Below are 13,610 nucleotides of genomic sequence, written 5' to 3' on the forward strand. Positions count from 1 at the left end.
GTATCGATGGCGCCCAGTATAAATCAGGCACTGCGATGGCGCTCCGTGACATCGAGGCCGATGCCGCGGTAGCCGATGAAGCGGCTGCCCGTGTCGAACATCGGTTCGCCGCTCACCTGCAGATACTGCGTGCTGCCGTCGAGGTTGGCGCGGCTGTAGATAAAGTCGAGAAACGGTTCCCGCGCAGCAATCTTGGCGTCGAGCAAGGCACGCTCGGCCGCGTTCCAGCGCTGCGGCTCTTCCTCGCTGCCGATGCCCAGCATTTCAGCCACGGGGCCGGAAAAGCGCGTCAAGTTGCCCTGCGCATCCTGTTCCCAGTACCAGTCGGACGACAGTTCCGTGAAGCGCTGGAAGCGCGCTTCGCTTTCGCGCAACTCCGCCGTGCGCACTTCCACCATCTGTTCCAGCGACTTGTTGTATTCGGCCAGCTTCTGGTACAGCAGCCGCACTTCCAGCATGTTGTGGATGCGCGTCTTGACTTCCACCAGGTCGAAGGGTTTGCTGACGAAATCCTTGGCGCCCGCCTGCAGCGCGCGCAGCTTGTGGCCCGGCTGGGCCGTGATCACCAGCACGGGCAGATAGCTGCCCGCCTCCAGGTCGCGCAAGCCTTCCATGACTTCAAAACCATCCATTTCCGGCATCTGCAAGTCGAGCAGGATCAGGTCGTAGCGGTGCTGCTGGTGCAGCGCGCGCACGGCTTGCGGGTCCATGGTGGAGGTGATGCGCGTATAGCCGGCATTGCGCAGCACCTGTTCCAGCAGCATGACGTTGGCCTCCTGGTCATCGACGATGAGGATGCTGGCGTTCAGGATCTCGGTGGCTTGAAGCATGGCGGTATTCCTAAAAATAAATGCTGAATTAGCGTACTGCATGAGTGTCGTCGGCCAGGCCGTGCGCGGCCGCATGGTGCAGGGCCACGTCGAGCGCATCCATGAATTCGACGACCTTGATCGGCTTGGTCAGGTAGCGGAAGAAACCCGCTTCCAGGCCCTTCTCGATGTCGCGCGGCACGGCGTTGGCCGACAGGGCCATCACGGGAATATGTTTCGTGAGCGGATCGTCGTGCAGGATATGCAGGGCGCCATAGCCGCTGATGCCGGGCAGGTTGATATCCATCAAGATCACATCCGGCTGATACGTGCGCGCCAGGTCGATGCCCAGGTGCGCATCGATGGCCGTGAGCAGCTTCAAGTCGCTGCGGCGGGCGATCAATTGCTCCACCAGCGCCAGGTTGGCGGGATTGTCTTCCACGTACAGCAAGGTGCGCTGGCTTTCCTGCGCTTCCTGCGCCTGCGGCAGCGCGTCGCCGTCGCCCAGCATCAGTGCCGGCGCATTGCTGGCGGCCAGCTCGAACCAGAAGGTGGTGCCCACGCCGACGGTGCTGTCGACGCCGATGGTGCCGCCCATCAATTCAATCAGCTGCTTGGTGACGACGAGGCCGATGCCCGTGCCCTCTTCCGTGCTGTTTTCCTGTCCCAGGCGGTTGAAGGGCTGGAACAGCTGCGCCACCTGCCCCGCATCGAGGCCGGCGCCGCTGTCGCGCACGCTGACGCGCACCTTGGCGCCGCGCTGGCTGCAGTCGACGGTGACGGAACCGCCGCCCTGGTTGTATTTGATGGCGTTCGACAACAGGTTGATCATCACCTGTTTCACGCGCGTGCGGTCCGCATGCACGAAGTAGGCTTCGCCGCAGCGGGGGAAATGCAGGCTGATGCCCCGTTTTTCCGCCTGCGGCGCGATCATCGCCTGGCAATCCTGCAGCACGTCGAGCAGCGACATCGCTTCCTGCGACAACGTCACCTTGCCCGATTCGATCATGGCCAGGTCGAGGATTTCATTGATCAAACGCAAGAGATACCAGCCACCCTTGAGGATCTGTTCGATCGAGCGCTGCTGCGGCACGGTGGGCGGCGGCACGTCGGACGCCATCAGCTGCGCAAAGCCCAGCACGGCATTCAGCGGCGTGCGCAATTCGTGGCTCATGCTCGACAGGAATTCGGACTTGGCGCGGTTGGCCTTTTCCGCCACCAGGCGCGCCTTCTTCAGTTCGGCATTGTTGGTTTCGACCAGCGAGCGCGTGTACGCCTGCTGTTCGCGCAGGCGCTGATCCAGCAACGCCTGTTCCGCCTCGACCTGCTTGCGTGCCGTATTGTCGGTGCCGATCAGCAAGTAGCCGATGACCTTGCTCTGCGCATCGCGCAAGGCCGTCACGGAAACGATGGCGGGGAAGCGGCTGCCATCGTTGCGGATGTAGGTCAGTTCATAGATGTCTTCGATGCCGCGCGTGGCCTTGAAGACGAGCGCTTCCACGCCCGGCGTGATGACGGTGTCGAGTTCGGCGCTGAGGGCGGCCGCGCGCGCGACAATTTCTTGCGCATCGGAAATACCGGCCGGCGTCAGCTTGTCGACCACGTCGCTCGCCGCATAACCGAGCATGCGTTCGGCGCCCACATTGAAAATCTGGATCACGCCCTGCGCATCGGTGGCGATGCACGAGAAATTGGCACTGTTGAAGATCGCATCCTGCAAGGCGCCCGCCTTGAGCAGCTGGCGCGGCAGGCTGGCCGCCACCGTGCGCCGGTACAGCGCCACGAGCAGCATCAGCAGCAAGAAGACCAGCGCGTCGATGACGCAGGCCGTCTCGAACGGCGCGCGCCAGGCCAGCACGCCGACGGCCAGCAGCGCGACGGCGCTGAAGGAAAACGCCAGCGCCATGGGCCAGCGCGACGGTGCGCGCGGGGAAATGTTTTCGACAGATTGCATGAGGTAGCCCGGGCTATGACAACGATAAGAATACGAGGCAGTGCGGTCTTCAGGAAGCCTGGCGCTGGCGCACGTCCGACAACAGGCGCGCAAATTCCTTTTTGACCACGCCATAGCATTCGCACACATGGCCTTCGAGGCCGGCGCGGTCCAGCACGGAAATATGGCCGCGCCGGTAGCTGATGAAGCCGCGCTGCTGCAGGCGCCCGGCCGCTTCCGTCACGCCTTCGCGGCGCACGCCCAGCATGTTGGCGATCAACTCCTGCGTCATCGTCAGCTCCCGGTTCGGCAAGCGGTCCATGGTCAGCAGCAGCCAGCGGCACAGCTGCTGCTCCACCGTATGGTGGCGGTTGCACACGGCCGTCTGCGACATTTGCGTGATCAGCGCCTGCGTATAGCGCAGCAGCAAGCGCATGACGGGCCCTGCGCGGTCGAACTCTTCCATCAGCAAATGCGCCTTCAGCCGGTAGCCGACGCCGCCCGTCTGCACGACGGCGCGGCTCGGTGTCGAGTTGCCGCCCATAAATAGCGACACGCCCACGACGCCTTCATTGCCGACACCGGCAATTTCCGACGAACCGCCATTTTCCAGCAGGTAATGAATGGAAACGATGGCCGTGGTGGGGAAATACACATGCTGCAGCTTGTCGCCCGAATCGTAGATCACGTCGCCGAGCAGCATCGACACTTGCTCCAGGTACGGGGCCAGGCGCGCGAAATCGGCGTCGAGCATGGCGGCGAGCAAATGGTTTTGATTCGGGTTGTGCAGCTGGGCATGCGGACTCGACATGGGCAGGTTTCCTGGTTTCCAGTCGTCAGCTAGGGGATCGATGAAAGGCGTCCGAACGAGGGCCGCCATGTGGTGCAGCGTAACACAGCGCTGGCACGGTGCCCCGACTATATTTCTTGCCGGCATGGCCGTCCGTTCGGTAGCGAACGGACGGTATTTCGCCGCCCGCCCTACAGTCAGTCACTGCCCGGCCTGCCTGATCATGGATCGGCACCGGCGCTGCCACGGGACGTCACCATGCAATCATTCTTCAAGCGCATCTCCATTTCCGTTTCCACCTCGGCCCTGCTCACACTGGCGTTCGGACTGTGCCTGACGGCCCTGTGCTACGCCTCGGCGCGGCAGATCGAGTCGGAAAGCACCCGGCTGCTGCTGCAGTACCACGCCAGCGCGCACACCTTGGGCGCCGCCCTGCTGCCGGCCAAAGGCATGGGCCTGGACGCCAACCACCGCGGCTCGCTGTACGTGCTGCTGGGCGGTCTGCTGTCGAGCCTGCTGGCGGCCGCGTATGTGTATCAGCTGGTGTCGCGCAATTCCGTGATTGCCCGCATCACGGGCGAACGCACGGCGGCGCTGCAGTTTGCCAATTTGCGCCTGTCCGAAGACATCGCCGCGCGCATGCACAATGAAAAGTCGCTGCGGCTGCGCGAACGCATCATCGAAGTGTCGGCCAATGCCATCATCCTGTGCAGCGCCGACGCGCCCGGCTACCTGATCGAATACGTCAACCCCGCCTTCGAACGCATCACCGGCTATGCGGCCGGCGAAGTCATCGGCCAGCGCCTGGAAGACTTGCAAGGTCCCGAGCAAGGGCGGCAAGACATGCACGCCATTACGGCGGCCCTGCGCGAACAGCGCGAAGGCAAGGCCATCGTGCGCAATTTCCGCAAGGATGGCAGCTGCTACTGGAGCGAGCTGTTCGTCGCTCCCGTGCGCGACGATGGCGATGGCCCCGTCAGCCACTTTGTCGTAGCGCAATACGACATCAGCACCGTCATGCGTTTCGAACAGGAACTGGAATTTCAGGCCAGGCACGATATCCTGACGGGCCTGGCCAACCGGGCCCTGCTGCGCGAAAGGCTGGAGCAGGCGATGGCCGTGACGCGGCGCAGCGGCCTGCCCCTGTGGGTGGTTTTCATCGACCTGGACCGCTTTAAATTCGTCAACGATACCCTGGGCCACGATGCGGGCGACCTGGTGCTGAAAAGCGTGGCCGAGCGCCTGCGCGACGCGACGCGCGAAGTCGACACCGTGGCGCGCCTGGGCGGCGACGAATTCGTGCTGTTGTTGCCCCAGCATGGCAATGGCGAACCGGGCGTGGCCATCCTGCAGCGCATCCAGGACGCCGTGACGCAACCGCTGCAACTGGGCGAATATGAATTTTTCCTCAGCTGCTGCATGGGCGTGGCCGTGTATCCCGACGATGGCGACGATGCCGACACGCTGATCAAGCACGCCGACATCGCCATGTACCGCGCGAAGGAACAGGGACGGGGCCACTGGCAATTCTATGCCGCGAGCATGAATACGGGCACCCTGGAACGGCTGGGACTGGAGAGCGAGTTGCGCCACGCCCTGGAGCGGGGGCAATTCCACCTCGAATACCAGCCCCAGCTGGACCTGGCCAGCGGCACGGTGGTGGGCATGGAAGCGCTGCTGCGCTGGACCCACCCGCAGCTGGGACGGATTCCGCCGGCCAGCTTCATCGGCCTGGCCGAGGAAATGGGCTTGATCACGCCCATCGGCGACTGGGTGCTGCGCACGGCATGCGCCCAGGCGCGCGCCTGGCAGCTGGCCGGCCATGGCCCGCTGCGCCTGGCCGTCAACCTGTCGGCGAGGCAATTCAAGCAAAAGAACCTGCTGCACGCGGTGGCGCAAGCGCTGGCGGACACGGGACTCGCCGCGGCCCACCTGGAACTGGAATTGACGGAAAGCATGGTCATGCATGACGTGGATCAAGCCACGGTCATCATGGCCAAGCTGAAGGGACTGGGCGTGCAACTGTCCATCGATGACTTCGGCACCGGCTACTCCAGCCTGGCCTACCTGCGCCACTTCCCCATCGACGTATTGAAAATCGACAAAACCTTCGTCAGCGACATCACGCACAGCATGGACGACGCGGCCATCGTGCGCGCCATCATTTCGCTGGCGCACAGCCTGCGCCTGAAAGTGATCGCCGAAGGCGTGGAGACGGCGCAGCAGCTGGACTTCCTGCGCCAGCACGGCTGCGACCAGATGCAGGGCTATTTGTTCAGCCGCCCCCTGGCCGCCGCCGCTTTCGAAACATTGCTGCTCGAAGGCAACATGCTGCCCGCTTAAAAAGCGTGGCGCAGACCGATGTTGAAGGCGCGGTTGCCGCTGCCCACTTCCGTTGCATTGCCCACCATGTAGGCAGCGTCGTTGCGGTTGCGGATATGCGCGTAGGCAACATACACCTTGCTGCGCTTGGACAAGGCGTACGTGGCGCCAATGGCCAGCTGCTGCGCGTCGCGGTTGGCCGCATCGCGGTCATCCTTGCGCACATACGAGGCCAGCAGTGTCGTCGCGCCCAGCGGCACGGAGACGCCGACGATGGCGTCGCGGCTGTCGGTGGACTGGGCCGGCGCCTGCGCTGCGCCGTACGGATTTTCCGCAAAGAACATGCTACTGCCATCGCCCGTGTTGCGGCCATAGCCGGCAAACGCCGTGGCCACGCCAAAGTTGTAATTACCGGCCAGAATGGTGTTATTCACGTCGGCCTTGCCCGGCTCGCCGGCACGGCTCTGGCGCGCCAGGCGCAAGGTCAGGGGACCGTTGACATAACCCAATGCCAGGCCCAGCGAACGTTGATCTGCCGCAATCCCCGTGTGCTCGCCGACACCATACATGACGGTGCCCGTCACGCCGCGCCATTCCGGCGAGGTGTAGCGCACGGTATTGTCGATGCGCGTGGCCGAATAGCCGGCCAGGTTGGTCGCCGCGCCGGCCAGGCCGCCCTCGAACGGGTCGGCCACGTCGGTCAGCGCCTGGCTTTGCAGGTTGTACTGGCGGCCCACGGTCAGCATGCCCAGCGGGCTGTCGATGCCGACAAATGCCTGGCGGCCGAACAATTGCCCCGCCTGGTCGGAGCGGCCCGAGTCGCTCAGGACGCCTGCTTCCAGGGTGAACACGGCGTGCAAGCCATTGCCCAGGGATTCAGTGCCGCGCAAGCCCAGGCGCGAGCCGGCCGATACGCCGCTGGTGAGCTTGCTGACGCCGCCTTCCTGCACCAGGCCCGCATCCATCAAGCCATAGATGGTGACTGACGACGGGATGACTGACGACGGGCCGGCAGACGACTGGGCGTGGGCGGCAGGCAAGACGCCCAGGGTGGCGATGGTCGAAACGAGGCCGACACTGATCGAGAGTTTTTTCATGCTGGTTTCCTTGTAAAGGCAAAACCAGGAAAGCGCGCGGCCATGGCGCGGCCACAGGCGTCAAGGCGCGCCGTAGTTACATGCCGTATCGAAAGACGACGGGCCAGATAACAACATTCCTGGCTAAGCTGTGGCGGCGCGGCCGATAAAGACGATGGCGCGCGGTATTCCGCCGTGAATGGTGCACCGCTGGCGGTGCGCGTGGCTCAGGCGCCCGGCCCGAAGGGGACGCGCTGAAGGTGGCTGGCATCGCGGATGCGCTGGCCTTGAGACGCGGGCGCGTGTTGGATATGAAACGTTGATACAACCGCGTCTGCAGGCGCCGTCCGCAAGGATGAGGCAGGAGGCGCCGAGGCCGGCATTATAGCATCGGCAGCGCCTTGATCCCCGTTCTGTTGCAGTAAAACGACTCGCCAGGCCGCCAAAACACAGCGATGTCGCCGCCCAAGGCGGCGCATGCCGGCCAGGCTAACGGCTATTGCGGCGGCAGGCTGGCGGCCTTGTCCTTGCCCTGTGCAGCGGTGCGGCTGCCGGATGCTAGCGCGCCGCGGCAGCCGCCCGCAGCGCGGCCAGCACGGCTTTGTTTTCCGACGTTGACGCCCGTTGCTGCGCCACCTTCAACACGGAAATCCCCCCGGCCTGCGGATCGGCGCCCAGGCCCAGCAGCAGCTTGACCATCGCCGCGTCGCCATTTTCGACGGCCGCCAGCAAGGGCGGAAGATAGCCGTCGCTGACGACGGGCGCGCCCATCGCGGCCAGGCGAGTGACCCAGTCTGGCCGCTGGCTGCGCACGGCATGCCACAGCAGCGTCTCCTTTTCCAGGCGCCGCGAATCGAGCGCCGCCCCCTGTCCCTTGTAAGACTCTTCGGCGGCGGGGCCGACTTGCTGCCATGGCATGCCGGGCACCACCAGTTGGCGCAGCACGTCTTCGGACGCCGGTTGATGGTTGTACATGGCGCGCATCGCGGCGTCGAGCCAGCGGTCCTTGCCCTTCGCGTCATGCCGGGGCACGCGCTGCTTGAGCCAATCGAGCACGCCGGCGTTGCCCGCTTCGGCGGCAAAGGCGTACAGCGACTTTTCCTGCTCATCAATATTCGGCGTGGTGCCGGTGGCCAGCATTTTGTCGAGCACTTCAGTGCCGCGCGTCAGGCGCAGCAAGCGCCCCCATGTCAACGAATCGGCCAGCGGCCGTTCGGCTGGCTGCGCAGCCCCGCCTTTCTTGGCTTTTTTCTCTGCCAGATACTGATCTACCAGCAAATATGGCCGGCCCGCGCCTGCGTCGAGCAAGGCGATCATGCTGGCCGTCCGTTCATTCGCATCGATCAATTCCGGCAAGATGCCCGCATCCTCCTGCTGCAAGGCGTATTCCAGCGGCGCCATCGTTTGGTTTTCGCCGCCGTATTGCCGCGCATCGGCGCCATGGGCCAGCAACAGGCGCACCATCGCGGCATTGCCATACAGGGCAGCCAGATGCAGGGGCGCGGCGTGGTACAGCGTATCGCCTTCGCCGAGCGGCACGCCGCGTTGCAACAGCAGCGTCATCATGCGCAGCTTGGTGGGCAACAGCGCGGCGTGCCGCTCACGCAGCGCCTGGCGGCGGGCCGGCTCCGACGCCTGCGCCAGTCGCTCCTGATCGTCGTCCCGCCACGTTTGCGCCTTCAGCCATGCCGCTTCGGCTTTGAACATGCCGGATGGGGGCAAGATCAAATAGTTCAGCAAGGGAAGCCTGTCGATCGCATAGTTGCCCGGCTCGGCGACACCGGCAAGCAGCTTGCCGAAGGCCGCTTCATCGCCCTCTCTGGCAGCCTTGAACAGCGCCGTCACCTCTGGCGTCGGCGGCAGCTTGTTGCGTGCCTCGTGCACATAATTGATCAGGCGTTCCATGCCGTGCACGGAGACCTGCGGCAATGGCATGCCCACCTTCCATGCCCGCGCCAGCTGATCCGCCTCGGCGTGTTGCGCCGCATTCAATTTCTTTGCCCAGCGGGCCACGACGTCGCCGGCCTCCGCCGCGCCGCCCGCCGCCGCCAACTGGCTCAGCATGGAAGCGAGCACATAGTCCTGCGGCACGCCCGCCTCCTCTCCATACAGAACAGCCAGCTGCAACTGGGCCTTGGCACTGCCGCTTTCGGCGGCCTTGCGCAGCCAGCGGGCGGCCTGCGGCTCATCCAGGCCGCCCGTGCCTTTCCAGCACAGCAAGCCCAACTGGTAGGCGGCTTCCATGTCGCCGCCCTCCGCGGCGCGGCGGTACCAGTCCTGCGGCGAACGCTGTCCCGTCAGCGACGTCGCCGGTAAGGGCGCGCCCCGCTTCCAGCCGGCAGCCAGGCGCACGGCTTCATCGACCTGGTCCGGCGACATCCTGTCACGCTGCGCCGGCAGGGACTTCTCCATCGCGGCCGCGCCGCTCCACTCCTTGTCTTGCTGCGCCAGCAGGTTGAGCGCGTACGACAGCACCCGGTCGACCGGCCCGCCTTCACCCCGTTCATGCATTTGCGCCAGTTCCTGCAGCGGCTTGCCGTCACCCTGCGCGGCCATGACGCCCAGCCAGGGCCGCGCGCGCGCGGGATTGCGCATGCGGCCGGGCGCGTATGCATACATGAAAACCAGCGCCTTCTGCGCGGCGCGGTCGCCCCCCTTGGCCGCCAGCAGATACCAGCGCTCGGCTTCGGCCTCGCTGCGCGCCACGTCCCGGCATCCTTGCTCGCCCTGATAGATATCGGCGAGGGCTTTTTGCGCCTCGACATCGCCACCTTGCGCCGGTCCGCTCAATTGCCTCACGGCCTCGCTGCAGCGCCCGGCCTGGAAAGCCGCCATCCCCTCCGGAACGCCGGCGCATGCGCCGCCGGCAGCCAATCCGACGCCGAGCACGGCCAATTGCCACATTTTTTTCATGATAGTCTGGGCTTTCAAGTAATGTTGCAAATATGATAGCTTAGAAAAAATACAATGAAGCAATATTGCTCAATCGTGCGCGGCTTTTCGGCGCATCCAGGGCCGCTATTTGCTGCGCATGCTTTATGCACCCCTTATAATGGTTCCTTTTGCCAATCACACGCCAAATCATGGAATTAGCCAAGTCTTTCGAGCCCGCCGACATTGAACAATTCTGGCGCACCGAGTGGGAACAGCGCGGTTACTTCACCGCCACCCTCGATGCCGGAAAACCTTCCTTCAGCATCCAGTTGCCGCCGCCGAACGTCACCGGCACCCTGCACATGGGCCATGCGTTCAACCAGACCATCATGGATGGCCTGACCCGCTACCACCGCATGCTGGGCCACAACACGGCCTGGATTCCCGGCACCGACCACGCGGGCATCGCCACGCAAATCGTCGTGCAACGCCAGCTGGACGCGCAAAAGATTTCGCGCCATGACCTGGGCCGCGAGAAATTCGTGGAAAAAGTGTGGGAATGGAAAGAAAAATCCGGTTCCATCATCACCGGCCAGATGCGCCGCCTGGGCGCCTCGGCCGACTGGCAGCGCGAATACTTCACGATGGATGAACCGCGCTCGAAAGTCGTCACCGACGTCTTCGTGCGCCTGTTCGAGCAAGGCTTGATCTACCGCGGCAAGCGCCTCGTCAACTGGGACCCCGTGCTGGGCACGGCTGTCTCGGACCTGGAAGTGGTGTCCGAGGAAGAAGACGGCTCCATGTGGTACATCAAGTACCCGCTGGCCGACGGCAGCGGCTTCCTGACGGTGGCCACCACCCGTCCTGAAACCATGCTGGGCGACGTGGCCGTGGCCGTCGATCCGACGGACGAGCGCTACACGGCGCTGGTGGGCAAGATGCTGAAACTGCCGCTGACGGACCGCGAAATCCCCATCATCGCCGACGAATACGTCGACAAGGAATTCGGCACGGGCTGCGTCAAGATTACGCCTGCGCACGACATGAACGATTACGCCGTGGGCCAACGCCACAAGCTGGCGCAAATCGTCATCCTGACCCTGGACGCGAAGATCACGGACGATGCGCCCGAGGCCTACCGCGGCATGGACCGCTTCGCCGCGCGCAAGCAGATCGTCGCCGACCTGGACGCGCAAGGCTTGCTCGAGCAAGTCAAGCCCCACAAGCTGATGGTGCCGCGCGGCGACCGCACGGGCGTCGTCATCGAGCCGATGCTGACGGACCAGTGGTTTGTCGCCATGAGCAAGCCGGCCCCGGAAGGCACTTTCTTCCCCGGCAAGTCGATCGCGGAAACGGCGCTGGACAAGGTCGCCAACGGCGAAATCAAGTTCGTGCCGGAAAACTGGAGCACCACCTACAACCAGTGGCTCAACAACATCCAGGACTGGTGCATCTCGCGCCAACTGTGGTGGGGCCATCAAATCCCGGCGTGGTACGACGACGCCGGCAATATCTTTGTTGCGAAAACGCAAGCCGAAGCGGAAGCCAAGGCGCAGGCCGCCGGCAGCACGGGCCCCTTGAAGCGCGACGACGACGTGCTCGACACGTGGTTCTCGTCGGCGCTGGTGCCGTTCTCGACCATGGGTTGGCCTGAAGAAACACCGGACATGAAGGCCTTCCTGCCGTCATCCGTGCTGGTGACGGGTTTCGACATCATCTTCTTCTGGGTCGCGCGCATGGTCATGATGACGGCGCACTTCACGGGCAAGGTGCCGTTTGAAACCGTCTACGTGCACGGCCTCGTGCGCGATTCGACAGGGCAAAAGATGTCCAAGTCGAAGGGCAACACCCTGGACCCGATCGACTTGATCGACGGCATCGACCTGGAAGGCTTGATCGTCAAGCGCACCACGGGCCTGATGAACCCGCGCGACGCGGAAAAGATCACCAAGGCCACGCGCAAGGAATTCCCGGAAGGCATTTCGGCCTACGGCACGGACGCCGTGCGCTTCACCATGGCCAGCTATGCCTCGCTGGGCCGCAACATCAATTTCGACCTGGGCCGCTGCGAAGGCTACCGCAACTTCTGCAACAAGATGTGGAACGCCACCCGTTTCGTCATGATGAACACGGAAGGCAAGGATTGCACGGCAAATGATGTTGATCTGTCGCAAGCGGACAAGTGGATTATTTCCCTGCTGCAAAAAGCGGAACTGGACGTGGCCAAGGGCTTCGAAGACTTCCGTTTCGACAATATCGCCGCATCGATCTACAAATTCGTGTGGGACGAGTATTGCGACTGGTACCTGGAAGTCGCCAAGGTGCAAGTACAGCAAGGTACGGAAGGCCAGCAACGCGCCACCCGCCACACCCTGCTGCGCGTGCTGGAAGTGGTGCTGCGCCTGGCCCATCCGATCATCCCCTTCGTCACGGAAGCCCTGTGGCAGACAGTGGCGCCACTGGCCGGCAAGACGCTCAAGCCGGAGGGCGATTCGATCATGATGCAGCCGTATCCGATCGCCAACACCGACAAGATCGACGAGTCGGCCGAAGCGTGGATGCAGCAGCTGAAAGCCTTGACGGACGCGACGCGCAACCTGCGCGGCGAAATGCAGATCTCGCCATCCGTGCGCGTGCCGCTGATCGTCGAGGCAGGCAATGCCAGCGAGAAAGAAGCGCTGGCGTCGTACGCACCGTACATCCAGTCGCTGGGCAAGCTGGCCGAAGTGCAGATCGTCGATGCGCTGCCGGACTCGCCAGCGGCCGTCGCCATCGTCGGCACCACCAAGCTGATGCTGAAAGTGGAAATCGACGTGGCCGCCGAACGCGAGCGCCTGGGCAAGGAAATCGCCCGCATCGAAGCGGAAATTGCCAAGGTCAACAGCAAGTTGGGCAATGAAAGTTTCGTCGCGCGCGCCCCTGCCGCCATCGTTGCGCAAGAAAACGAGCGTTTGCTCAGTTTTTCGGCGACAATTGAAAAACTGCGCGAACAGTTTGCTAAACTAGCCAGCGCATAAGGCAAGTTTGGAAAGATTGCGCGGCGTCATCCGTGACGCCGCGCAGGATGGCTGGTCTTGCCTTGGTATATACACTGTTCGTGACCCGATCAAAAAAACCATTGGAGACTAGCAATGCATAAAATTTTCAAAGCAAGCGTCACAGCAAGCATCATGATGGCCGCCCTGGCCATCGCCGGCAGCGCCGCCGCGCGCGACGGCAACTACACCCCCGTCGGCACGTGGAAAACCATCGACGATGCCAGCGGCAAGCCGAAATCCCTCGTCGTCATCACGGAAAGCAACGGCGTCTTGCAAGGCAAGATCGAAAAGCTGTTCCGCGGCCCGAACGAAGAGCAAAATCCCAAGTGCGACAAGTGCACGGGCGCCAACAAGGACCAGCCCATCATCGGCCTGGTGATCCTGTCCGGCCTGAAATATGACGGCAAGGAATGGACGGGCGGCGAAATCACGGACCCGGCCAGCGGCAAGGTCTACAAGAGCAAGGCCGAGCTGATCGAAGGCGGCACCAAGCTGCAAGTGCGCGGCTATGTCGGCGTGCCGATGTTTGGCCGCTCGCAAACGTGGGTGCGCGAAGAGTAATCAACGCACGCCCTGTCCTGATGAAGCCGGCCCTGCGTCGGCTTTTTTGCGCCCCCCTGCGGCAAACCTGTTGTTTTCCAGGCCAAATTCCTCCCATTCTGGCGTATTTCCACGTGCGGGCAAGCTATGCGCGCCACCGAACATACTTGAAGTTTCCTAAATGAAATAGTGCATGCCTGTGACGCCATCGCCCTGTAGCGAAAGGCG

Annotated in this window: 8 protein-coding genes; 3 read left to right on the forward strand and 5 right to left on the reverse strand. The window is 63.5% G+C overall.

The window, feature by feature from the left end; translation table 11 throughout:
• Positions 1–23: 23 nt before the first annotated feature.
• The 3 genes from O3298_RS27335 to O3298_RS27345 are packed head-to-tail and all read right to left on the reverse strand — an operon-like array spanning position 24 to position 3,553.
• Positions 24–830 carry a response regulator gene (locus O3298_RS27335; protein WP_099665502.1) on the reverse strand — a complete coding sequence of 269 codons (807 nt, stop codon included), beginning with the start codon at positions 828–830 and terminating at the stop codon, positions 24–26.
• 28 nt (positions 831–858) lie between these two features.
• Positions 859–2,763, reverse strand: coding sequence for an ATP-binding protein (locus O3298_RS27340; protein ID WP_305061028.1), 1,905 nt, complete (start codon positions 2,761–2,763; stop codon positions 859–861).
• A 49-nt stretch (positions 2,764–2,812) separates the two neighbouring features.
• Positions 2,813–3,553 (reverse strand): Crp/Fnr family transcriptional regulator, encoded by a 741-nt coding sequence (locus tag O3298_RS27345; RefSeq protein WP_289906795.1) that lies wholly within the window; start codon positions 3,551–3,553, stop codon positions 2,813–2,815.
• Positions 3,554–3,790: 237 nt separating this feature from the next.
• On the opposite strand from O3298_RS27345, the gene O3298_RS27350 reads away from it, so the two are divergent.
• Positions 3,791–5,875: a bifunctional diguanylate cyclase/phosphodiesterase gene (locus tag O3298_RS27350; RefSeq protein ID WP_305061029.1), complete on the forward strand. Its 2,085-nt coding sequence runs from the start codon at positions 3,791–3,793 to the stop codon at positions 5,873–5,875.
• Here the strand turns inward: O3298_RS27350 and O3298_RS27355 are convergent.
• The gene (locus O3298_RS27355; protein WP_305061030.1) at positions 5,872–6,951 is read right to left on the reverse strand and encodes a porin; all 1,080 of its coding nucleotides are present in this window, start codon (positions 6,949–6,951) and stop codon (positions 5,872–5,874) included. The two genes, O3298_RS27350 and O3298_RS27355, sit on opposite strands and share 4 nt — an antisense overlap.
• 537 nt (positions 6,952–7,488) lie before the next feature.
• A complete protein-coding gene (locus O3298_RS27360) occupies positions 7,489–9,843 on the reverse strand; it encodes an ankyrin repeat domain-containing protein (RefSeq protein WP_305061031.1) in 2,355 nt (784 codons plus the stop codon).
• Positions 9,844–10,013: 170 nt separating this feature from the next.
• On the opposite strand from O3298_RS27360, the gene O3298_RS27365 reads away from it, so the two are divergent.
• Both O3298_RS27365 and O3298_RS27370 read left to right on the forward strand, forming a co-directional pair.
• Positions 10,014–12,821 carry a valine--tRNA ligase gene (locus O3298_RS27365; RefSeq protein WP_305061032.1) on the forward strand — a complete coding sequence of 936 codons (2,808 nt, stop codon included), beginning with the start codon at positions 10,014–10,016 and terminating at the stop codon, positions 12,819–12,821.
• Between the two features lie 114 nt (positions 12,822–12,935).
• Entirely contained in the window at positions 12,936–13,403 is a 468-nt protein-coding gene (locus O3298_RS27370; protein WP_099665508.1) for a DUF2147 domain-containing protein, read from the forward strand.
• Positions 13,404–13,610: the final 207 nt, after the last annotated feature.

The organism is Janthinobacterium sp. SUN137, from assembly GCF_030587265.1.
In the GTDB taxonomy this organism is placed as follows: Bacteria; Pseudomonadota; Gammaproteobacteria; order Burkholderiales; family Burkholderiaceae_D; genus Janthinobacterium; species Janthinobacterium kumbetense.

Bases quoted from the DNA above. Each gene is read 5' to 3' on its own strand.
- O3298_RS27345 (WP_289906795.1), bottom strand. From the start codon at position 3,553: ATGTCGAGTCCGCATGCCCAGCTGCACAACCCGAATCAAAACCATTTG.
- O3298_RS27360 (WP_305061031.1), bottom strand. From the start codon at position 9,843: ATGAAAAAAATGTGGCAATTGGCCGTGCTCGGCGTCGGATTGGCTGCC.
- O3298_RS27340 (WP_305061028.1), bottom strand. From the start codon at position 2,763: ATGCAATCTGTCGAAAACATTTCCCCGCGCGCACCGTCGCGCTGGCCC.
- O3298_RS27365 (WP_305061032.1), top strand. From the start codon at position 10,014: ATGGAATTAGCCAAGTCTTTCGAGCCCGCCGACATTGAACAATTCTGG.
- O3298_RS27355 (WP_305061030.1), bottom strand. From the start codon at position 6,951: ATGAAAAAACTCTCGATCAGTGTCGGCCTCGTTTCGACCATCGCCACC.
- O3298_RS27335 (WP_099665502.1), bottom strand. From the start codon at position 830: ATGCTTCAAGCCACCGAGATCCTGAACGCCAGCATCCTCATCGTCGAT.
- O3298_RS27350 (WP_305061029.1), top strand. From the start codon at position 3,791: ATGCAATCATTCTTCAAGCGCATCTCCATTTCCGTTTCCACCTCGGCC.
- O3298_RS27370 (WP_099665508.1), top strand. From the start codon at position 12,936: ATGCATAAAATTTTCAAAGCAAGCGTCACAGCAAGCATCATGATGGCC.